General features: G+C 60.5%; 17 protein-coding genes. 4 read left to right on the top strand and 13 right to left on the bottom strand.

The features are described 5' to 3' along the window. Nucleotides 1–76: 76 nt before the first annotated feature. The 7 genes from F0P97_RS19650 to F0P97_RS19680 form a co-directional block, all read right to left on the bottom strand. A protein-coding gene (locus F0P97_RS19650) for an IS3 family transposase (protein WP_182287200.1) occupies nt 77–1,455 on the bottom strand; the annotation gives its coding sequence in 2 pieces (ribosomal slippage) (nt 77–963 and nt 963–1,455; 1,380 coding nt in all). Between the two features lie 82 nt (nt 1,456–1,537). Next, the gene (locus F0P97_RS19655; protein WP_182283614.1) at nt 1,538–2,677 is read right to left on the bottom strand and encodes a CaiB/BaiF CoA transferase family protein; all 1,140 of its coding nucleotides are present in this window, start codon (nt 2,675–2,677) and stop codon (nt 1,538–1,540) included. A gap of 92 nt (nt 2,678–2,769) precedes the next feature. Continuing rightward, on the bottom strand, nt 2,770–3,777 hold the full coding sequence (locus tag F0P97_RS19660; RefSeq protein ID WP_182283615.1) for a tripartite tricarboxylate transporter substrate binding protein: 1,008 nt from the start codon (nt 3,775–3,777) through the stop codon (nt 2,770–2,772). A gap of 29 nt (nt 3,778–3,806) precedes the next feature. Beyond that, a complete protein-coding gene (locus tag F0P97_RS19665) occupies nt 3,807–4,985 on the bottom strand; it encodes a M20 aminoacylase family protein (protein ID WP_182283616.1) in 1,179 nt (392 codons plus the stop codon). Nucleotides 4,986–5,154: 169 nt separating this feature from the next. Further along, the gene (locus F0P97_RS19670; RefSeq protein ID WP_182283617.1) at nt 5,155–6,138 is read right to left on the bottom strand and encodes a Bug family tripartite tricarboxylate transporter substrate binding protein; all 984 of its coding nucleotides are present in this window, start codon (nt 6,136–6,138) and stop codon (nt 5,155–5,157) included. A gap of 41 nt (nt 6,139–6,179) precedes the next feature. Continuing rightward, complete coding sequence (locus F0P97_RS19675) at nt 6,180–7,175, bottom strand: tripartite tricarboxylate transporter substrate binding protein (protein WP_182283618.1); 996 nt, start codon at nt 7,173–7,175, stop codon at nt 6,180–6,182. A 94-nt stretch (nt 7,176–7,269) separates the two neighbouring features. Next, on the bottom strand, nt 7,270–8,979 hold the full coding sequence (locus F0P97_RS19680; RefSeq protein WP_182283619.1) for an acyl-CoA dehydrogenase family protein: 1,710 nt from the start codon (nt 8,977–8,979) through the stop codon (nt 7,270–7,272). 251 nt (nt 8,980–9,230) lie between these two features. Here F0P97_RS19680 and F0P97_RS19685 point away from each other — a divergent pair, with 251 nt between their 5' ends. Beyond that, the gene (locus F0P97_RS19685) at nt 9,231–10,118 is read left to right on the top strand and encodes a LysR family transcriptional regulator (protein ID WP_182283620.1); all 888 of its coding nucleotides are present in this window, start codon (nt 9,231–9,233) and stop codon (nt 10,116–10,118) included. Nucleotides 10,119–10,274: 156 nt separating this feature from the next. Here the strand turns inward: F0P97_RS19685 and F0P97_RS19690 are convergent, their stop codons facing one another. The 4 genes from F0P97_RS19690 to F0P97_RS19705 form a co-directional block, all read right to left on the bottom strand. After that, nucleotides 10,275–11,009 carry an aspartate/glutamate racemase family protein gene (locus F0P97_RS19690; RefSeq protein ID WP_182283621.1) on the bottom strand — a complete coding sequence of 245 codons (735 nt, stop codon included), beginning with the start codon at nt 11,007–11,009 and terminating at the stop codon, nt 10,275–10,277. 18 nt (nt 11,010–11,027) lie between these two features. Continuing rightward, nucleotides 11,028–12,632, bottom strand: coding sequence for an NCS1 family nucleobase:cation symporter-1 (locus F0P97_RS19695; protein WP_232537993.1), 1,605 nt, complete (start codon nt 12,630–12,632; stop codon nt 11,028–11,030). A gap of 458 nt (nt 12,633–13,090) precedes the next feature. Then, nucleotides 13,091–13,417: a hypothetical protein gene (locus F0P97_RS19700; protein ID WP_182283622.1), complete on the bottom strand. Its 327-nt coding sequence runs from the start codon at nt 13,415–13,417 to the stop codon at nt 13,091–13,093. A gap of 271 nt (nt 13,418–13,688) precedes the next feature. Next, the gene (locus F0P97_RS19705) at nt 13,689–14,390 is read right to left on the bottom strand and encodes a GntR family transcriptional regulator (protein ID WP_003063980.1); all 702 of its coding nucleotides are present in this window, start codon (nt 14,388–14,390) and stop codon (nt 13,689–13,691) included. Between the two features lie 282 nt (nt 14,391–14,672). Between F0P97_RS19705 and F0P97_RS19710 the strand changes: the two genes are divergently transcribed. The 3 genes from F0P97_RS19710 to bfr all read left to right on the top strand — a co-directional run bounded on the left by F0P97_RS19710 (nt 14,673) and on the right by bfr (nt 17,133). Next, the gene (locus F0P97_RS19710; protein ID WP_182283623.1) at nt 14,673–15,350 is read left to right on the top strand and encodes a GntR family transcriptional regulator; all 678 of its coding nucleotides are present in this window, start codon (nt 14,673–14,675) and stop codon (nt 15,348–15,350) included. Continuing rightward, the gene (puuE, locus tag F0P97_RS19715) at nt 15,347–16,315 is read left to right on the top strand and encodes an allantoinase PuuE (RefSeq protein ID WP_182283624.1); all 969 of its coding nucleotides are present in this window, start codon (nt 15,347–15,349) and stop codon (nt 16,313–16,315) included. Before F0P97_RS19710 ends, puuE begins: the two co-directional genes overlap by 4 nt. 353 nt (nt 16,316–16,668) lie before the next feature. Further along, nucleotides 16,669–17,133 carry a bacterioferritin gene (gene bfr / locus F0P97_RS19720; protein WP_182283625.1) on the top strand — a complete coding sequence of 155 codons (465 nt, stop codon included), beginning with the start codon at nt 16,669–16,671 and terminating at the stop codon, nt 17,131–17,133. A gap of 394 nt (nt 17,134–17,527) precedes the next feature. On the opposite strand, the gene F0P97_RS19725 is transcribed toward bfr, so the two are convergent. Beyond that, nucleotides 17,528–18,208 carry a 7-cyano-7-deazaguanine/7-aminomethyl-7-deazaguanine transporter gene (locus F0P97_RS19725; protein ID WP_034356835.1) on the bottom strand — a complete coding sequence of 227 codons (681 nt, stop codon included), beginning with the start codon at nt 18,206–18,208 and terminating at the stop codon, nt 17,528–17,530. Between the two features lie 248 nt (nt 18,209–18,456). Next, nucleotides 18,457–18,879 (bottom strand): hypothetical protein, encoded by a 423-nt coding sequence (locus F0P97_RS19730; RefSeq protein WP_182283626.1) that lies wholly within the window; start codon nt 18,877–18,879, stop codon nt 18,457–18,459. Nucleotides 18,880–18,981 lie beyond the last annotated feature (102 nt).

Here is an 18,981-nt window from a genome sequence, read left to right on the forward strand (position 1 = left end):
AACGCAAACCGGCTCACATGAGCGCAAAAAAGAAAGCCCGCACAGTGAACTGACCCCTTAAAGTTGGACAGTTAAATTACGGGCACATGGCCTGAGTTCGGTATTGCACCGGGCTCAGGCCTTTTAACTTCATCTTGATTCGATGATGGTTGTAGTAACGGATGTAGTTCACCAACTCACCGCGCAGATGCTCGGCGCTTGTGAACTTCTGCATGTAAAACAACTCCGTCTTCACTGTCGCAAAGAAGCTCTCCATCGCAGCGTTGTCCAGGCAATTGCCCTTGCGTGACATGCTTTGGACCACACCTTTGGTGGCCAGGTGGCGGCGATAGGCCGGCATCTGGTATTGCCATCCCTGATCGGAATGCAGCACAGGCGCAGTCTGGCCTTTGAGTTTGCCAAGCGCCTTTTTCAGCATGTTGCCCACCAGTTGGAAGTCTGGCTTGTCACGCATCTCATAGGCCACGATCTCGCCGTTGTACAGGTCCATGACCGGCGACAGGTAAAGCTTGCTGCCACGAACATTGAACTCCGTCACATCCGTCACCCACTTCTGCTGCGGCGCATCCGCCTGGAATTGGCGCTGCAGCAGATGAGGCGCCTGAGCATTGACTGGGCCTCGGTAGGCACGGTACTTCTTGGGTCTGACCAGAGACTTCAAACCTTGCACCTGCATCAAGCGCTGGACGGCTTTGTGATTGATGACGCATCCCGCTTGGCGCAGATGCGCTGTGATGCGGCGATAGCCATACCGCCCCTTGTGCTTGTCGAAGATGCCTTGGATCTGGGCCTTTAGGCCCGCACAGGAGTCACCGCAGCGAAGCACCTGGCACTGGTAATAGAACGTGCTGCGAGCCAGCCTTGCAGCCTTGAGCAATTGCGCCACAGAGTATTCATGCCTCAGTTCAGTCACGGCTTGCGCTTTGTCAGCATTGCCTGTTGCTTTGCCCGAACCAAGGCATCCAATTTTTTTAGGTACGCCACCTCCGCGCGCAGGTATTCGTTTTCTTTGCGCAGTGCTTGCAGCGCTTTGGACTCGTCTACGGATGTGGACGAAGACTTGAGTGGCTTGGGAGGTTTGGGGGCGGGCATCTTCTTGGGGCGGCCACGGCGCTGGGGTTCAAGCGCCTCTGGGCCGCCCTCATGATACTGACGCTCCCACCTGGCAAGGATGCCTGTGCCGCCGCGCAGATTGAGTAAAGCGACTACCTGTCGGTACGTCAGGGCCTCACGCCACATGCGCTTGAGTGCTTGGAGCTTGAATTGAGCGCTGTAGTGCGCGCCCTGTCCTTTGCGGCACAGACCATCATCTCCATGCCACCGATAGACATCTACCCATTGGCGCACGGTGGAGCGGTCTATCCCATGCTTGGTTGCAAGCACTCTGAATCCACCAGTGCCATCCAAATATTCCCGGACTACGGTCCTTTTGAAATCTAAATCATGCCTCGCCATGAACAACACCTCTTCGGTTGGATCAGTGTCCAACTTTTGGGGTGCAGTTCACAGGGCGGGCTGGAGCTACGGAGAAACAAGCTCAGGCGCCGGCGTCCGGCAGAAACTCCTCTCCTTCGCTCAAGGGCGCAAAGCGGTAGCTGGCTGGCGTGCGGCTGAGCTTGACCGGGGCGCCCAGTCCCTGATACTGGCCCATGGTCACCACCATCTCGCGGTGCGCCGTATGCGGATGCTCAAGCGCCTGGGCGACGTCCAGCACCGGCGCGGCAGGCACGCCTATGGCCATCAGCTCGTCGGCCAGTTTCAGGCCGTCAAGCGGCGCAAACGCCTGCTGCAGCAAGGGCTTGAGCTCGGCACGATGAACGGAACGCTGGCCTGCGGTGGCAAAGCGCTCGTCCTGCGCCAGCCCCTCCTGCCCGACATGGTTGCACAGCAACCGGAACTGCCTGTCGTTGCCCACGGCCAGAAAGATGGGGGCACCACCCGTGCTGAGCACGTCGTAGGGATAGATATTGGGATGGGCATTGCCCGAGCGCTGCGGCACCTTGCGTCCCATGAACCAGTTGGCGGCATGGGGGTGGAGCAGCGACAGACCGGAGTCATAGAGCGAGGCATCCACCAACTGGCCCTGCCCACTGCGCCCCCGCTCGTGCAGGGCCAGCAGCACGCCTATGGTGGCATTCAGCCCCGTCACCATGTCCACCACCGGCAGGCCCACGCGCAGCGGATCACCGTCAGCCTCGCCGTTGATGCTCATGATGCCGGCCATGGCCTGGATGGCGGCGTCGTAGCCGGGCAGGCTGCCCAGAGGGCCGTCGGCGCCGAAGCCCGTGACGCGGCACCAGATCAGATGCGGCAGCTCTTCTCGCATCTGTTCAAAGCCTATGCCCCATTTCTCCATGGTGCCGACCTTGAAGTTCTCCACCACCACATCGGCCTGGGCCATCAGCTCGCGCACACGCTGCTGGCCTTCGGGCACGGACAGATCGAGAAACTGGAGGCGCTTGTTGCGGTTCAAGCCGAAGTAGTAGGAGGCCACGCCGTCGCGAAACGGAGGCCCCCAGGTGCGCGTGTCGTCTCCCTGCGGCGGCTCCACCTTGAGCACATCGGCGCCATGGTCGCCCAGTATCTGGCCACAGAACGGACCACCCAGAATGCGTGACAGATCAAGCACCTTGACGCCCTGCAGGGCTCCGGCGCCAACCGTGGCTGGATTGTGCATGTTTCACTTTCCGACAGAATGCGGGCCCATGGCCCGCGTGTTGATCAAAGATTGCTCGAAGGCTTGCGCCGCCAATCGCAGTAGCCCATGCCTCAGGCCAGAGGCTTTCGGCCCACGCCGCGCACCAGCGCGCTCAGGCGCTGATGGATCGCATGGAAGCTCTGGTCCGCCTCTACCTGCGAGGCAACGGGCTGGCGCAGGTGCTTGCCCTCCAGCTCGAGCTTGGCGCGGATTTCCGGATTCACCAGCGCCTGCCCTATGGCGCTGCGCAGCGCGGCCACGCGGTCGGCGGGTGTGCCCTTCTTCACGAAGTAACCCGCACTGACCGTGTATTCGAAATCCGGGCTGAGGCGGCTTTGCGATATCAGCGGCACATGGGCCAGCTCCTTGGGCAGGGTCTTGGAGAAACTGGTCAGAATTTTCAGGCGCCCCTGCTTGGCCATGCCTTCGAAGCTTGCCTGATAAGGCAGGATGGCGAAGTCCACCTGCCCTCCTGCCAGGTCCTGCAGGGCCGGCGCGCCGCCCTTGTAGGGCACATGCAGAAACGGCAGCTTCAGTCTGGCTGCCAGGGCGTCGCCCATGAGGTTGTACATGGAGTCCACGCCCACCGTTCCATAGGTCAGCGGGCCGCTTTTGCTGGCGCGTGCATATTCGATGAACTCGTCATAGCTGTCGACAGGCAGCCCGCTCTTGACCATGAGCACGATGGGCGACTCCGTCGTGGGAGCCGCCAGCGTGAAGTCGCCTGGCTTGTAGCGCGCTGCCGTATTGAGCATGGGCGCCAGGAAGATCTCGTTGGCCGAACCATGGAAGAACATATAGCCGTCTGCAGGGGCGTTGAGCACCTTGGCCGCGGCAATCAGTCCCGTGCCACCACCCAGGTTCTCCACCACCACCGGCTGCCTGATGCTGCGGCCTATGGATTCCGCAAAGATTCGCGCCGCCACATCGCTGGCCCCGCCGGCGGGAAAAGGCACCATGAGAATCAGTGGCTTGGCCGGAAAGCTTTCTGCAGCCCGGACCCCGGCCGAAGCTGCCGCCAAGGCTGCCGTCTGCCACAGCGTGTGCCGCATAAAGCCGCGGCGGTTCCATGTGTTCATCTTTTCTCTCCCGTTCAGGGGCTGACCGCTCAAGCCAGATAGCTTTGCACCAAGTGCGTCCAGAAGGCTGCTCCTATGGGCAGAGCCTTGTCGTTGAAGTCGTACAGGGGGTTGTGCACCATGCAGCCTCCATCCTCGCCCACGCCGTTGCCCAGCCGGATATAGGCGCCGGGGCGCTTTTGCAGCATGTAGGCAAAGTCTTCGCTGCCCATGGTGGGCGTGCGCTCGCCCACCTTGTCCTCGCCCAGCAGGCGTATGGCCACCTGTCGCGCGTATTCGGTCTGGGCTGCGCAATTCACGAGCACCGGGTACTTGTGCACGTAGTCGATCTCGCAGCTGAGCTGATAGCTCTCGGCCTGGGCTTGCACAAAGACCTTGATGCGCTTTTCCACCCAGCTGCGCACGTCCGGGTGCAGGGCGCGCACGCCGATCTTGAGCACGGCGCTCTCGGGCACGATGTTGAAGACCTCGCCGGCCTGGATGGAGCCCACCGTGATCACGGCCGCATGCTGGGCATCGATCTCGCGCGTGACGATGGACTGCAGCCCCAGCACGATGCTGGCCGCGCACTGCATGCTGTCTATGCCGTGGTGCGGCATGGCGCCATGGGCGCTGCGCCCGCGCAGCGTAACGGTCACGCGGTCGAACGAGGCCATGGCCGGTCCCTGGCTGATGGCCATCTGACCCACGGGCAGACCTGGTGCGTTGTGAAGCGCATAGATCTCGTCACAGGGAAACAGCTCGAACAGGCCCTCGTCCACCATGCGCATGGCGCCGCCTTCGTTCTCCTCGGCCGGCTGGAAGATCAGGTTCAGCGTACCGTTGAAATCGAGCGTCTCGGCGACGTACTTTGCCGCGCACAGCAGGATGGCGGTATGTCCGTCATGGCCGCAGGCATGCATTTTCCCGGGCAGGCGGCTGGCGTAGTCCAGGCCTGTTCTTTCATGGATAGGCAGGGCATCCATGTCCGCGCGTATGCCCAGCGACTTGCTTCCCGAGCCCTTTTTGAGCACGCCTACCACCCCGGTGACACCCAGGCCGCGGTGCACGACATAGCCCCAGCGAGCCAGGGATGCGGCCACCATGTCGCTGGTGCGCGTCTCTTCAAAGGCAAGTTCGGGATGAGCATGAATGCTGCGGCGGATCTCCACGAACTCGGCAGCCACGGACTGCAGTTGGGCGAGCAGAAGGGAAGTTGAAGATGTCATGGCTATGGATAGGTGAAATACCCCGGCTCATGCCTTGCATGGGCTCTCGGGCAGTGGCAGGCAGTGCGAAACAGTGTCCTCCTCGCGGCCTAGGCGAGGAGTTTCGAAAAGTTCTAACACGTCCAACCTTTGATGGCATGCCTGCGCTTGCACCCAAGCGACAGGGCCATCAGTCAAGCTTCACGCCAGCCTTTTGGACCACCTCGCTCCATTTGTCGAGTTCGCTCTTCACGAAGCCGGCCAAGTAGGCAGGCTTGGCATCCGTGCCGCGCTCCAGGCCCTGGGCCGCAAAGGCTTTCTTCACATTCTCGGAATCCAGCGCTTTGGCATAGGCCTGATTGAGCAGCTCCACCCGCTCTACCGGCATGCTCTTGGGGCCGACCACGCCGAAGAACACGCTCACGTCGTAGCCAGCCAGTCCCTGCTCGGCGATCGTGGGGATCTGGGGCATGGCACTGGAGCGTTTGGCCGTGGCGACGCCCAGGGCCTTGACCTTGCCGGCCTTGATATAGGGCATGGCCGTGAGGATGTCGGTGAAAGTCATGTCCACCTGACCGGCCAGCAGGTCGTTAAGTGCCGGCCCCGTTCCCCTGTAGGGCACATGCTGCAGCTGGGTCCCGGCCAGGCCGTTGAACAGCACACCCGCCAGATGGGATGAAGCGCCATTGCCCGAAGACGCGAAATTGAGCTTGCCGGGCTTGCTCTTGTCCAGCGCGATCAGCTCCTTGACGTTGCCGACGCCCAAATCCGGCCGAACCACCAGCACATTGGGCAGATAACCAACGTAGATGATGGGCGTGAAGCTGGTGCGCGGGTCGTAGCTGATGGACTTGTACAGCGGTTTGTTGATGGCCAGCGGACCCGAAGTCCCGAACATCAGCGTATAGCCGTCAGGCTTGGCACGTGCCACGAAGTCCGCTCCGATATTGCCGCCGGCGCCGGACTTGTTCTCCACGATCACGCTCTGGCCCAGCTCCTTGGTCAGCTCGGTCGCCAGAATGCGCGCCATGGCGTCGGTAGGGCCGCCAGGCGGAAACGGCACGATGAACGTGATGGGGCGCGTCGGGTATTTTTCCTGGGCAAGTGCGGGCAATGCTGCCGACAGGGCGGCGGATGCCATCAGGCCCAGCGCTGCGCGTCTGGCTTTATGCATGTCTGTCTCCTTGGAAGGGTGTTGCCGATGAATCGGTCAAATCACTGCGGGGTGCCGCCGGCAACGGCCTTGAAGTGCTCCATGCGCGTCTTCTCGCGTGCGTAGGCGCTCCTCGCGTACTGCTCGAACTCTTGCGGGCTGCGGTAGTTCAGCGGCTGATTGAGTTGTTCGAGGATCTTGCGCCCCTGTGCCGACTCCAGCCCCGCCTTGAAGGCGTCATGAATGATGCGCAACCGCGCCAGCGCCAGGCCGGCAGGGGCGGCAATCCCATAGGGCGACTCGATCACCGCGTCCACGCCCAACTCTCTCAAAGTGGGCACCTGAGGGAACTGCGGAACACGGCTGGACGTGAACATTGCCAGGTAGCGCAATCGACCCCACTGGATATGCAGGGAGGCTACGCCGGAGAGCACGCCCGCATCGATGTGACCACCCAACAGGTCGCTGGCCTGCTCCGCGTCTCCCTTGTAGGGCACTCGATTGAGCTGCAGGCCCGTGGACTGCACCAGCTCGCTGAGCACGATGCTGGGCGTTTGCACCGGGCCGGCCGCACCGATGGATATCTGGCCGGGACGCCTGCTCGCATCTTCGGCAAACTCCTTCCAGCTCTTCCACGGCGCTTCCCGACGCACGGCCAGCCCGAAGGTGTAGTCGGTCATGCCGATCACGTAGCTCAGCTTCAAGGGGTCGAAGCTCACCCGGTTCAGATACGGTTCTCGATAGACACTGGCAGGCAGCACCGCCAGGGTGTAGCCATCCGGCTGAGCCCGCGCCAGCTCCACAGCTCCAAACGTTCCATTGGCGCCTGGCTTGTTCTCTATGACCACCAGTTGCCCCAGCAGCTGCGAGGCTTGCTGTGCCACCACCCGCAAATGCGCGTCCGTCGGTCCGCCGGCGCCATAGGGCACGACCAGGCGTATCGGCCGAGCCGGATAGGGGTCGCCCTGGGCCTGCGCGGCAGAATGGACTGCCGCCAGCAGCACTGCTCCCGAGGCTGCGGCCAGCAGCCTTCGGCGCTCTCTTGCGTGATTGCGCATATTTGTCTCCTTGCAGAAATAATCCGGGAGCCGATAACGCCTTTTCATGAAGCGCTTCAGCCGTTTCTTCTACTTATTTCAAGGCCGCCGGCAATCACTCCAGCCACTGCACCGGCACGGCAGCCGCATCGACCAGCGGATCGCGCGGCAGCACACGGTGCAGCAGCACCAGTTGCGACAGGCGCAGGCGCTCGGCCGAGCCGGTCTGTGCGGCTTCCCAGGCCATGGCGATGGCCGTGGTGCAGTTGTACAGAGCTGTGGCGGCCTGACGGGCCAGCACTTCGCCGCCGTCCTGAGCGGCCCTATGGGCCAGGGTGCTGGCACGGGCCAATGCATCTTCCAGCGCCTGGCGGTAACCGGGCACCAGACGGGCATGCTCGAGAAGGCCATGCAGATACTGCTGCAGCACAGGCAACGAGCCTTCGCGCCTGATGGCGCGGATCACGTCCAGCGCGACGATATTGCTTGTACCTTCCCAGATGGAGCCCAGGTGGGCATCGCGCACCAGGCGCGGATCGCTCCACTCCTCGATATAGCCGCAGCCGCCGCGCACTTCCATCGCATCGCCAGTGACCTTGCGTGCATCGCGGCAGGCGCGGAACTTGATCAACGGCGTCAGGATGCGTAGCAAGGCATAGGCATCCGGCTGGCCCGCGTCGGAGCGCATCAGCGTCTGCGCGGTCTGGAACACCATGGTGCGCGCCTGCTCGGCGGGCACGCGCAGCTTGTCCAACTGGCGCTGCATCAGCGGCATCTGCTCCAGACGCTTGCCAAAGGCAATGCGTTCATGGGCGATGAATTCGGCCTCGGCCACAGCGCGGCGCATCATGCCGGCGGAGCGCACACCGTTGGACAAACGCGAGTTGTTGACCATGTCGGCCATCTGCACAAAGCCCCTGCCCTGCTCGCCCACGAGATAGGCCACGGCGCCGTCCATACGGATCTCGCCGCTGGCCATGGACTTGGTGCCCAGCTTGTCCTTGAGACGGATGATGCGGTAGCGGTTGGTGCTGCCATCGTCCAGGGAACGCGGCAGCAGAAACAGCGAGATGCCCTTCATTCCCGGCGCCCCGCCCTCCACACGAGCCAGCACCATGGCGAACTCGGCATCGGGGTTGGAGCAGAACCACTTGTCGCCGGAGAGAAGCCAGGAGCCGTCGGCCTGCGGGGCCGCCATAGTCAGCGTGTTGGCGATGTCCGAGCCTGCGGCCTGCTCGGTCATGAACATCGCGCCCTGGGCCTGGCTTTCCCAATCCAGCGAGAGCAGCTGAGGCAAATACTTGTCCACCAGCTCGGGGGTACCGTACTTCTTGAGCGTGCGCGTCAGCGAGTCGGTCATGGACAACGGGCAGCACAGGCCGAACTCGGACTGCACAAACAGAAAGGTCAGTGCGTACTTGACGATGGGCGGCATCTTGCCGCTCCAGCCCAGCATGTCTTCCCGGTGCGAGATGGCCTGCAGGCCGAACTCTCCGTAGGCGATGCGCTCAAGCTCTTCATAGGCTGGATGCTTGATGATGCGCTGGCTGTCCTGGCCGGCGCGGCTGCGGTGTTCGAGCGTGGGCGGATTCCTGTCGGCAATGCCGGCCAGCTCGTCGATGCGCCCACCGGCCAGCTCACCCATTCGCTGCAGATAGGGCTGCAGATGGGCCAGCAGATCGGCTGGCAGATAAAGCGCCAGCAGCGACTGCAACTCAGGATCGGTGGCGTAGAAATTGGCACCGTGGCGATCAGGCACGGGATGTGCCGCAGCGCGGACAGCCTGGGCCAAGGCGTGCATCTGACTCTTATCGTTGGCGGACATGAACGTCTCCTGCTGAATTCGAATATCCCCTGAAGCGCTGCGCGCCCTCTCAACGAAAAGAGGACGACAACCTCGCTACAGGGCTTAGCTTGCTTGCCGTCTCTGGTTTGGGCCGTGATGAATTCAGGCGATATGTACCGCACACAAAGCCAGCAATGGAGGCAAGGACTGCCACGAATTTCAGCACCCTCATCTATTCACGTCAAATATTATTAAAATCTTTCTCAATATTTTTTAAATATCATGAAATCATGGAACTGAGGCTGCTGCACTACTTCGTCACCCTCGCCGAAGAGCTTCATTTCAGCCGTGCGGCCCAGCGGCTGTCGATCTCCCAGCCCCCGCTGTCCGTGGCCATCAAGCAGTTGGAGCAGGAGCTGCAGGCCCAGTTGTTCGAGCGCAGCAGCAAGGGCGTACGGCTGACTGCGGCCGGTGAACATCTGCTGGACAAGGCGCGCCAGCTATTGGCTCTGAGTCAGCAGGCCGCACAGGAAACGCGCGACGTGGCCCAGGGCACGCGCGGCCATCTGCGCCTGGGCTTTGTGGGATCGAGCCTGTACCGCGGCTTGCCACAGGCGCTGGAGCGGTTCCAGCACGACCACCCCCTGGTGCGCGTTGACATGCTGGAGGCCAACAGCGCAGAGCAAGTCCTGGACCTGCAGCAAATGCGGCTGGACATGGCCCTGGTCCACTCCATACAACCTCCCGAAGGCATTGCCAGCCGGCTGCTGATGGAAGAGCCTTTCGTGGTCTGCCTGCCCGACCACCACCCGCTGCACGCCAGCGCCGCCATCGATCTGGCCGAACTCAAAAACGACCGCCTGATCCTGTTCTCCAGCCTGGTCTCGCCCACCTATCACCAGCGCATCTACGAGATGTGCCTGGCCCATGGCTTTGCACCCGAAGTACGCCACGAGGTACGACACTGGCTGTCGGTGATCTCGCTGGTTTCGCTGGGTCAGGGCGTGGCCCTGGTGCCCCAGGCGCTGACGCGCGTTGGCATGCCGCGCCTGGTGTTTCGTCCGCTCAGAGGCTCGCACCCATCTTCGGAGATGCTGGCCATGTGGCGTCGTACGCCGGCCAATCCGCTGGTGCAGGCATTGCTGGCCTGCCTTCAGCAGGCGGTGATAGAACTATGATGCCGGTCAGGACTGATCATCGCCGACCGGCAGCCCTGCCCGGATCTACTTCAACGCTTCACTGCCGAATTCTTCGAGACAGCATTGACTGCCCACAAGAAACTCTCGTCTGAATGGAAATAAGAGGCCAGGACGATTGACACAACTCCGGGCAATTCATCCTGCGACTTGGCTAGCGAATGGGAAGCCGGTCACGCGCTTGGCCCGGGGGGGAGCGTAGGTACGGACCTTGGAGGTGCTCAGGCCCAGGCGCACGAGCGACTCGGCAATGGTCACGGCCGCAGCTACTCCATCGACCACTGGTACACCGGTCAGTTCACGGATCTTGGCATCCAGTTCGGCCATGCCTCCACAGCCGAGGCAAATGACTTCAGCATGGTCTTCGCTGACGGCAAGGCCCGCTTGACGAACAATCGCTTCAACCGCGCGCTCGGGTTGAGTTTCCAACTCCAACACAGCCATGCCGCTGGCGCGAACCGATGCACAGCGCTCGTCCAGGCCAGCAAGCTTGAGTCGGTCCTCGATCAATGGCACAGCGCGATCCAGCGTCGTGACCACCGAGTATTTGTGGCCCAGGAACATGGCCGCAGTGGCCGCCGCCTCGGTGATGTCCACCACGGGAACGTCCAGCAACTCCTGCAGGCCCTCGCGGCCATGTTCACCGTAGCCGGCTTGAATGACTGCATCAAAGGGTTGTCCATAGCTCATCACTGCATCCATGACACCGACTGCGGCAAGATAGCTCTCAAAATTACCCTCGACCGATTCGGCGCCAAAGCGCGGGGTCAGCGCGACTATCTCTGTTCCAGGCGCAGCAACTTTCCGAGCTTGCATGCCAATCGCATGGGTCATCGACTCGGTGGTGTTCACGTTCACGATCAAAATGCGCATGATTTTCAACTTTCCTTCTCAGTGTTTGGCGGAGGCTACGGAAATGGCTTCGCCATCCTGGTCTTCGTAGGCGAGACCTTTCGGTGCAAGCATCCAATAGAACAAGGCGCCCAGTCCGGCTGCGATGAACCAGGAGAACTGGGACAGCGATTGCAGCGTCGGCAGGAATGCAAAGAGCAGCGAGATCAGGGATGAAGGAATCAGAGCCTGAATTGCCTTGGGGTTGACGCCATTGCGGTAGTGATAGGGGCCTGCAGGGTCCTGTGTATAGAGCGCCGGAACGTTCACGCGCTGTTTGCGGATCAGCCAGTAGTCGGCCATCACGATGCCGAACAGCGGTCCCAGAAATGAACCCAGCCCTCCCAGGAAGTAGACGATGACCAGTGGAGAGTTGTAGAGATTCCAGGGCAGGATCACGAAACCGAGAACTGCACTGACAAGAGCTGCCCGGCGGAAGTTCAGATGCCTGGGCATGAGGTTTGCCAACGCCAGGGCCGGAGCCACGAAATTTGCCATCAGGTTCACGGCAATGGTCAGGATCAGCAGTGAAAGACTGGCCAACATCAACAGTGGCTTGTTGGGAATGTTCTGGACGATGTCGGTCGGGCTTTGAATCAGCGTGCCGTCGATGGCAAGTTGTCCCCCCGTCAGAATGACGACGATCAAGCCAAAGATCAGCATATTGATCGGAATGCCCCAGAAATTGCCTTTCACCACAGCGCTGCTTGAGGTAGCTGCCCGTGTGAAATCACAGAAGTTCAGCACGAAGGTGCCATAGATGGCTACCCACAGTGACGCTGCGCCCAGGATCTGCAGCCACATGGCTTTGCCGCTGCTTTCAAAAGGGGCGGACCAGTGCAGAGTCCACTTGGCGCTGTAGAAGATCCATCCTGCCAAGGCAATGAACGTCAGCAGAATTACAGGTCCGGCAAAGGCCTCGTACTTTCGGATGCTCTCCATGCCCCAGCAGGCAATGAGCACCTGCACAATCCACAAGATGGAAAAGCTGAGCCAACCCAGCAATGGCAGGCCCAGTACGACTTGCTCTTTCAGAGACTGCAAGCCGGGAAACAGCGTGATCAGCATCACGTCGAGGACCATGGATGCCAGGTAGGTCTGAATGCCGAACCAGGCAATAGCGACTCCGCCGCGGATCAATGCAGGAATCTGTGCACCGCGTGTACCAAAGCTGATACGGCTCATCACCGGAAAGGGAATCCCTGTACGGGTCCCCATAAAGCCCGAGAGGGACAGCAGCACGAATAGAAATGCCGCACCCAGCAGAAGCGCCATCAGGATCTGATGCCCTCCCAGCCCAAGCGTAAAAAGACCAATGGCAAACGCGTAGTTGCCGAGGCTATGTACATCGTTGGCCCAAAGAGTGAACAGACTGTAGCTCCCCCAGGTACGCCCCTCTTTTGAGGTTGGTGCCAGATCGTGGTTGTACAGCGCCGGAGAAACTCCGGCCGGCAAGCCTTTATCTCGCTTTGGGCTTGTGGTGTTGGCCCCCGGGTTTAGTGACTCACCATGGGTGTCCAGTACTAGGTTGTTCATATGCCGCCTTCCATCAGGGTGTTCCGTGGAGCCCCTTTGCCATGACCTCATTTCGGCTGAGGAGGCCATGCTTGTCTACCGTTATTAGCGGCTACGGGCGACGCAGGCCTGCAGCCATGTTTTCGCTGCTGAAGAGCTGTGATGCGTATGAAGCGAATCTGCCCCATATCCATCTGCGTCAGCAAGCTTGTTCAGCAATGCTTTGAACACATCACTGACATGCATGCAATGTATACAAGACATGAATTCAAGAAGCTAGTAGGAACCCTGGTTCTATCGGCCAGAGATATTGGTTCGATGGAGTCCTCAGGCGGGAGGACAAACAGTCACAAGCAGGCGCAGCAAGCCCTGGCGTGCATTTCTGCACTGGACGAGGTGCAGGAACCTACACTTTGATCATGGCTGTTTTGCGCAGATATCCTTCTATGAACTTCTCCACGATCCGCGCTGAGCAAAGCCAGCTTGCTGTGCGTATCCAGGGGCCATAGAAAACACTGCCGAAATCACACTGGATTGAGTGCCGGTAGTCACCGGTCAGTTGTTGCAAAGCTGGCACTCAGCCCTTGCCCATCGCTGCAATATCGCTCGCCAATGAGCAATCGGCGCTGGTGCCCCATGGCTTTGAGATCAGTTGGAATGCAGGGCAAGACCTTGGCAGCTGCATTCACCAAGTGCGGCAGCAGTCGAGATAGATGAATAGTCCATTCGGCAGGTAATGCGGAGACGAGCGCTTTGTTGCGATCGGTGGCAATGGCAATTCTTGCTGGAAGACCATTCCACGATGCGATGGCTATCCATGTGGTTTCATGGCCCTCATTGAAACCGCGACGGCCTGTATCTGCAACGCGAGCCATTCCAAGTCTTGGTCGAGAAACTGGCGTAGCGCCGATGCCATGATCACCATGGACCGAGGCGGCTCCTTGATGAATGCTGCCGGGCACGATCAGCGAACGCTCAAGTCATCACCGGCACAGATGGCGAGCTCAATCGCTCCCCGGAAGCGGCAAGCGCTTCCAGCTTCAATATTGGCTTGCCGGAAAGTGTTGGGAGCTCAAGATCAGCGAAGCGGCCGAGCGGCTCAACCGGGCTGGATCCCGCCAAGGACTCCCATCGACGTTGAAACGCCTATTTGGCTGAAGACGAATCCTCAGGAGCCAGAATGGAGCGGAGTCGGTTGCGTGCTCCACGACGACCGATCAGGCTTTCATCAAGGCGCGATGCCAATGCATCGATGTGAGCAATCATTAATTGTTCAGCCCTCAGATTGTCTCCAGCCGCCAGCGCTTCAACAATGGCGGCGTGATCGTCATTGAAGACTCTGGCCTCAGTCTTCGACTGGTACAGATCCGAAATCAGAGTTGTTCGTGCCGAGAGATCGACCATCATAGAAGTCAGGAACCGATTGCCGAGACACTCTGCCAAGCAAATATGAAAGTCGGCCAGCAACCAGCTGCGGGCTTCTGCGTCCCCACAGGCAATGGCTTTGCGCTCTTCGGCGATGTGCTTGCGCAGGCGTTTCAGTGTTGCCTGCAAGGGTTGACCAGCATCACGCAGCATGCCTGGCTCAACGACGCGCCTCGCTGCATAGGTTTCCTGAGCCTCCTCAAACGAAGGCTCTGCAACATACCAGCCCACCCTGGAGCGGACCTCCACAAACCCCCTGGTCTGAAGGTGCATCAATGCCTCGCGGACCAGGGTGCGGCTGACCTGAAACAAGTCCGCAATGTCTTGTTCACCAAGTTTCTCTCCCGGACGGAGCTTGGCTGTCAGGATCGACTCTATGAGACGCTCGGCGATCTTGGTTTTGGTGATGACTGGAGTACTCATTAAATTGATTTTATGCGACCGAGCTGTTACGAAGTTGAGGATAGGAAGAGTCAATAAATTCGACCATGCCCGCAATGGCAGGTGATACATCTTGCGCTGCAGAGAGCATGAGGCAGAGCTGGCAGAAGGAGGAGCGTAAGTTAAATATGCCTGGCGGGCTATCCATCTTTCTTCTCCTGCGATTGCCTCAAGAAACTCCCGATACGCCTTAAGGGAGAACACCTAGCTTTTCCTCAATCAACGTTGTATACAGGTGTTGAGTTCAAGATCTATGATGAAGCAATGGAAACCTCACTCACCTGGTCCATTGCAGAAAGTCTGACCAAAGCAATTGTTGAACATCGACTGATGCCCGGCACCAAGTTGCCGGAACAGAAGCTGGCCAATCATTTTGGTGTTTCCCGCACTCTGGTCCGCCAGGCTTTGTTTCAGGCATCACAGAACCGGCTGATCAAGCTTGAGCCCACGCGCGGTGCCTTTGTGGCAACGCCTTCGGTGGACGAGGCACGCCAGGTGTTTGCCGTGCGCCGCATGCTCGAAGCCGAAATGGTGCGCAATTTCGCCGCTCAGCAGACACCCTCCCGCTTGTTGGAGCTCAAAGCGCATGTGGCTGCTGAAAGGAAGGCCATGGAAGCCAATGACCTGGGCCAGCGCACCGAGCAGCTGGGCGACTTCCACGTGCGCATGGCCGAACTCATGGGCAACGAGGTGCTGGCCCAGCTGCTGGGCGAGCTGATTTCCCGCTGCGCATTGATCACCCTGATGTACCAGTCTGCATCGGCGGCCGAGCATTCGCACGAAGAACATGCCGACATCGTGACCGCCCTGGCTGCGGGCGATGCCGAACATGCGGTGCAGCTGATGCAGCTGCACCTGGACCACGTGGAAGCAGGCCTGACCTTCGACCGCGATTTGCCAACGAACGATTTGTCGATGGCACTTTCATCCGTATCCCTATGACTTACGATTCCACCGCCTCCTATCCACGCGACCTGATTGGCTACGGCCGCAACACGCCCCATCCCGAATGGCCCGGCAAAGCCCGCGTGGCCGTTCAGTTTGTGCTGAACTACGAAGAAGGCGGTGAGAACCATATCCTGCATGGCGACCCGGGCAGCGAGCAGTTTCTGTCGGAGATGTTCAATCCCGCCAGCTACCCGGCCCGTCACATGAGCATGGACGGCATCTATGAATACGGCTCGCGCGCCGGCGTCTGGCGCATTCTCAAGGAGTTCGAGAAGCGCGGTCTGCCGCTAACCGTGTTCGGCGTGGCCACGGCGCTGCAAAAGCATCGCGAGCTGGCCCAGGCCTTTGACGAACTCGGTCACGAAGTGGCCTGCCACGGCCTGAAGTGGATTCACTACCAGAACGTGCCCGAGGAGATCGAGCGCGCCCACATGCAGCAATGCGTGGACATCTTTGAAGAGCTGTACGGCACGGGCGGCGACCACGGCCTGGGCTGGTACACCGGCCGCGACAGCCCCAACAGCCACCGCCTGGTGGCCGATGCCGGCCGCTTCAGCTACGACAGCGATTACTACGGCGACGACCTGCCCTTCTGGATGAAGGTCGCCAAGAGCGACGGCACGACGCACAAGCAGCTCATCGTGCCCTACACGCTGGACGTCAACGATATGCGCTTTGCCCTGCCCCAGGGCTACTCGCATGCCGATCCGTTCTTCCAGTACATGAAGGACACATTCGATGTCCTGTACGCCGAGGGCAATGCCAGCGGCGTCAACGCCCCCAAGATGATGAGCATCGGCATGCACTGCCGACTGCTGGGCCGTCCCGGCCGGATTACAGCGCTGCAGCGCTTCCTCGACCACATCCAGAAGCACGACAACGTGTGGGTGTGCCGCCGTATTGATTTGGCTCGTCACTGGGCCGAGCGTTTCCCCTGCAATGAAGCAGTCTCGGCCTGACTGTCCGATCCGAGAACCGCAGGAGCTTGAGGAAGGCGGGCTGGGCACTCGATTTTTTCGAGACATCATCGCAGCCAGTTGCAAGCAGTGCCGCCCTGGAACATCCCTGCCCTGTGGGCAGGGGTAGCCTCTGCGGAGGCTTGCCAAGTGCTGTCCCTGCTTTGTCGTTGATCCGTCTATGCTGAGCATAGCCAAGCGCAATGATCAGCCACAATATGCACCGAGCAATGCGAATGCATCTGCTTACAGCCCGCATCCAGAGCGCGTGCGCTCGGGAATTGATACCTGCCTTTGATTCCCGAAGCCGGTCGCGGGATACTTCAGGCTTCGAAAACTCACCGAGAACAACAACTATGCAAGGTCATCCCGAAGTCGTCGACTACCTCAAGGACCTGCTTCGCGGCGAGCTCGCGGCGCGCGACCAGTATTTCGCCCACTCGCGCATCTATGAAGACCAGGGGTTCACCAAGCTCTTCACGCGCCTGGACCACGAGATGCAGGAAGAAACCCAGCACGCCGATGCACTGCTGCGCCGCATTCTGATGCTGGGCGGCCGCCCCGACATGCGCCCCAAGGAGTTCACGCCCGGCGAGACCGTGCCCGAGATGCTGCGCAAGGACCTGGACACCGAATACGAAGTCCGTGCCGGTCTGCAGCAAGGTGTTGCGCTGTGCGAGCAGCACCGCGACTATGTGAGCCGCGACATCCTGCTGGCCCAGCTCAAGGACACCGAGGAAGACCATGCCTACTGGCTGGAAAAGCAGCTGGGGCTGATCGACAAGATCGGACTGCAGAACTATCTGCAAAGCCAGACCTGAGCCCCTGCAGAGCAGCGCGGAGAAATACTGAGGCCGTCCTTGAAAGACGGCCTTTTTCATGGACTCGAGACGAGTTCAGAAACCACCGTCACCACCAATGACGGCGGAGCGGCCTTCTGCCGGATGGTCGATCCGGCAAGGCTCGCCCAGCCCCATCTCCCGGAGCGAGTCGCCACCAGAATTCACGCCCTTGTGGCGCCCCAATGACTCGTTGACAAACGACATGTCAGAGCAAGCCCGGGCGGCTCGACCATCATCACCGAATGTCATCCGGGACTGCCGCTAGTCGCCTCCAGCCTGGCCGAGCCGCAGCAGCCTGCAGGACCTGGCGCTGCCGATGCACATGTCGCCCATGACAGACCTCTGCACCCAGGCATGCCCTGTAACTGCATCCTCAGCGGATTGCCGTTGCGGGCGTGACCTGCACCTTCATGCTGCGCACGATGGCAGCCAGCACCACGCCATAGGCGGGAACAAACAACAGCAGACTCACCCCCAGCTTGATGACATAGTCGACCATGGCGATTTCAACCCAGTTGGCCGCCATGAAGGCATCGGAGCTATGCCAGAAGGCGATCGAGAAAAAGGCTGCCGTGTCCAGCACCTGGCCGAACACCGACGCAGCCGCCGGAGCCAGCCACCAGGAATGGCTTTTCTGGCGGATGCGGTCGAAGACCTGAATGTCCAGCAACTGGCCCAGCACATAGGCGGCAAAGCTGGCCAGTGCGATGCGGAACACAAAGCCGTTGAAGCTTTGCAGCGCTTCCCAGCCATTGAAGCGGCCCTCGTGGAACAGCACACCCACCACATAGGACACCACAAGCGCTGGGAGCATGGCGCGCATGATGACGCGTCGCGCCGCAGTCTTGCCGATCAGGCGCACGGTCAGGTCGGTGGCCAGAAAGATGAAGGGGAAGCTGAAGGCGCCCCAGGTGCTGTGAAAGCCCAGCAGCGTAATGGGCAGCTGTACCAGGTAGTTGCTGGCAATGACCAGGGCGATATGGAACGCCACGAGAACGGAGAGATAAAACGGCACACGCGACGCTTGCGTCTGCACGGCATGAGCGGATGTCATGACAGTCCTTTTTGGTCGATGGGGGCGAGGGAACCCATGGTTGCGAAGAGTGCGCCAGCGCGGCGCAACCGTGAATTTTATGCGGTACGGAATTATCTCCGCCTCCCCCGGCCCGCTTATCCGCCCGGAGACATGGCGAATATAAGAAAAAGCATAGCTTGCAGCGCCTGCCAATCCATGTTTTCAGTATTAAATCATTCTGATTTCAAAGAATGACAGGCGCTAGCCGCTATCCTTTTTTGCATCACTCAAAGCGCGAGATGCGCCTCCTGCCGGGCCGCATGGCGAGAGGCACGCAACCCTGCCCACTGCAGATCGGCCAGGACCAGCACCACGACGGCCTGCGCCGCCACCCAGGCCAGACCCCAGACACTGAGCGCCAGCCCGGAGGCAAACACCAGGATCGCGCAGCCTATTGCCCAGCCCAGATTGCCAAGAGCCACCAGACCGATCAGCGTGCGCGGCAGTGGCTGGCGACGCGCCATCCAGGCGGCGGCCGATGCATAGGCCAGCAGGAAGAGCCCCGTTCCCGTCAGCAGAGCGGCCGGCAGACCTGTCAGATCTACCAGCGTCTGCGTGACAACCAGTTGCAGTGCGCCCGTGACGGCGCAGGAAGCCGCATCGGCCCACATCACATGGCGCAGAAACCGGGGAGAAGCAAAAATGGACATGGGAAACTCCTTTTCTATGACGAAGGCCTGCGGCCGACCCTGTGTCGGCTGCTGGGGTTCATGATTGCCATCCGCGCGCACTGCGTCGATAACCTCGCAGGT

Origin of the sequence: Comamonas testosteroni (assembly GCF_014076415.1) — a bacterium.
Classification (GTDB): Bacteria; Pseudomonadota; Gammaproteobacteria; order Burkholderiales; family Burkholderiaceae_C; genus Comamonas; species Comamonas testosteroni_F.

Excerpts from the sequence above, each read along its gene's own strand:
- F0P97_RS19655 (WP_182283614.1), bottom strand. The coding sequence starts at position 2,677 with ATGCACAATCCAGCCACGGTTGGCGCCGGAGCCCTGCAGGGCGTCAAG.
- F0P97_RS19660 (WP_182283615.1), bottom strand. The coding sequence starts at position 3,777 with ATGAACACATGGAACCGCCGCGGCTTTATGCGGCACACGCTGTGGCAG.
- F0P97_RS19665 (WP_182283616.1), bottom strand. The coding sequence starts at position 4,985 with ATGACATCTTCAACTTCCCTTCTGCTCGCCCAACTGCAGTCCGTGGCT.
- F0P97_RS19670 (WP_182283617.1), bottom strand. The coding sequence starts at position 6,138 with ATGCATAAAGCCAGACGCGCAGCGCTGGGCCTGATGGCATCCGCCGCC.
- F0P97_RS19675 (WP_182283618.1), bottom strand. The coding sequence starts at position 7,175 with ATGCGCAATCACGCAAGAGAGCGCCGAAGGCTGCTGGCCGCAGCCTCG.
- F0P97_RS19680 (WP_182283619.1), bottom strand. The coding sequence starts at position 8,979 with ATGTCCGCCAACGATAAGAGTCAGATGCACGCCTTGGCCCAGGCTGTC.
- F0P97_RS19685 (WP_182283620.1), top strand. The coding sequence starts at position 9,231 with ATGGAACTGAGGCTGCTGCACTACTTCGTCACCCTCGCCGAAGAGCTT.
- F0P97_RS19690 (WP_182283621.1), bottom strand. The coding sequence starts at position 11,009 with ATGCGCATTTTGATCGTGAACGTGAACACCACCGAGTCGATGACCCAT.
- F0P97_RS19695 (WP_232537993.1), bottom strand. The coding sequence starts at position 12,632 with ATGGCCTCCTCAGCCGAAATGAGGTCATGGCAAAGGGGCTCCACGGAA.
- F0P97_RS19700 (WP_182283622.1), bottom strand. The coding sequence starts at position 13,417 with ATGGCTCGCGTTGCAGATACAGGCCGTCGCGGTTTCAATGAGGGCCAT.
- F0P97_RS19705 (WP_003063980.1), bottom strand. The coding sequence starts at position 14,390 with ATGAGTACTCCAGTCATCACCAAAACCAAGATCGCCGAGCGTCTCATA.
- F0P97_RS19710 (WP_182283623.1), top strand. The coding sequence starts at position 14,673 with ATGGAAACCTCACTCACCTGGTCCATTGCAGAAAGTCTGACCAAAGCA.
- puuE (WP_182283624.1), top strand. The coding sequence starts at position 15,347 with ATGACTTACGATTCCACCGCCTCCTATCCACGCGACCTGATTGGCTAC.
- bfr (WP_182283625.1), top strand. The coding sequence starts at position 16,669 with ATGCAAGGTCATCCCGAAGTCGTCGACTACCTCAAGGACCTGCTTCGC.
- F0P97_RS19725 (WP_034356835.1), bottom strand. The coding sequence starts at position 18,208 with ATGACATCCGCTCATGCCGTGCAGACGCAAGCGTCGCGTGTGCCGTTT.
- F0P97_RS19730 (WP_182283626.1), bottom strand. The coding sequence starts at position 18,879 with ATGTCCATTTTTGCTTCTCCCCGGTTTCTGCGCCATGTGATGTGGGCC.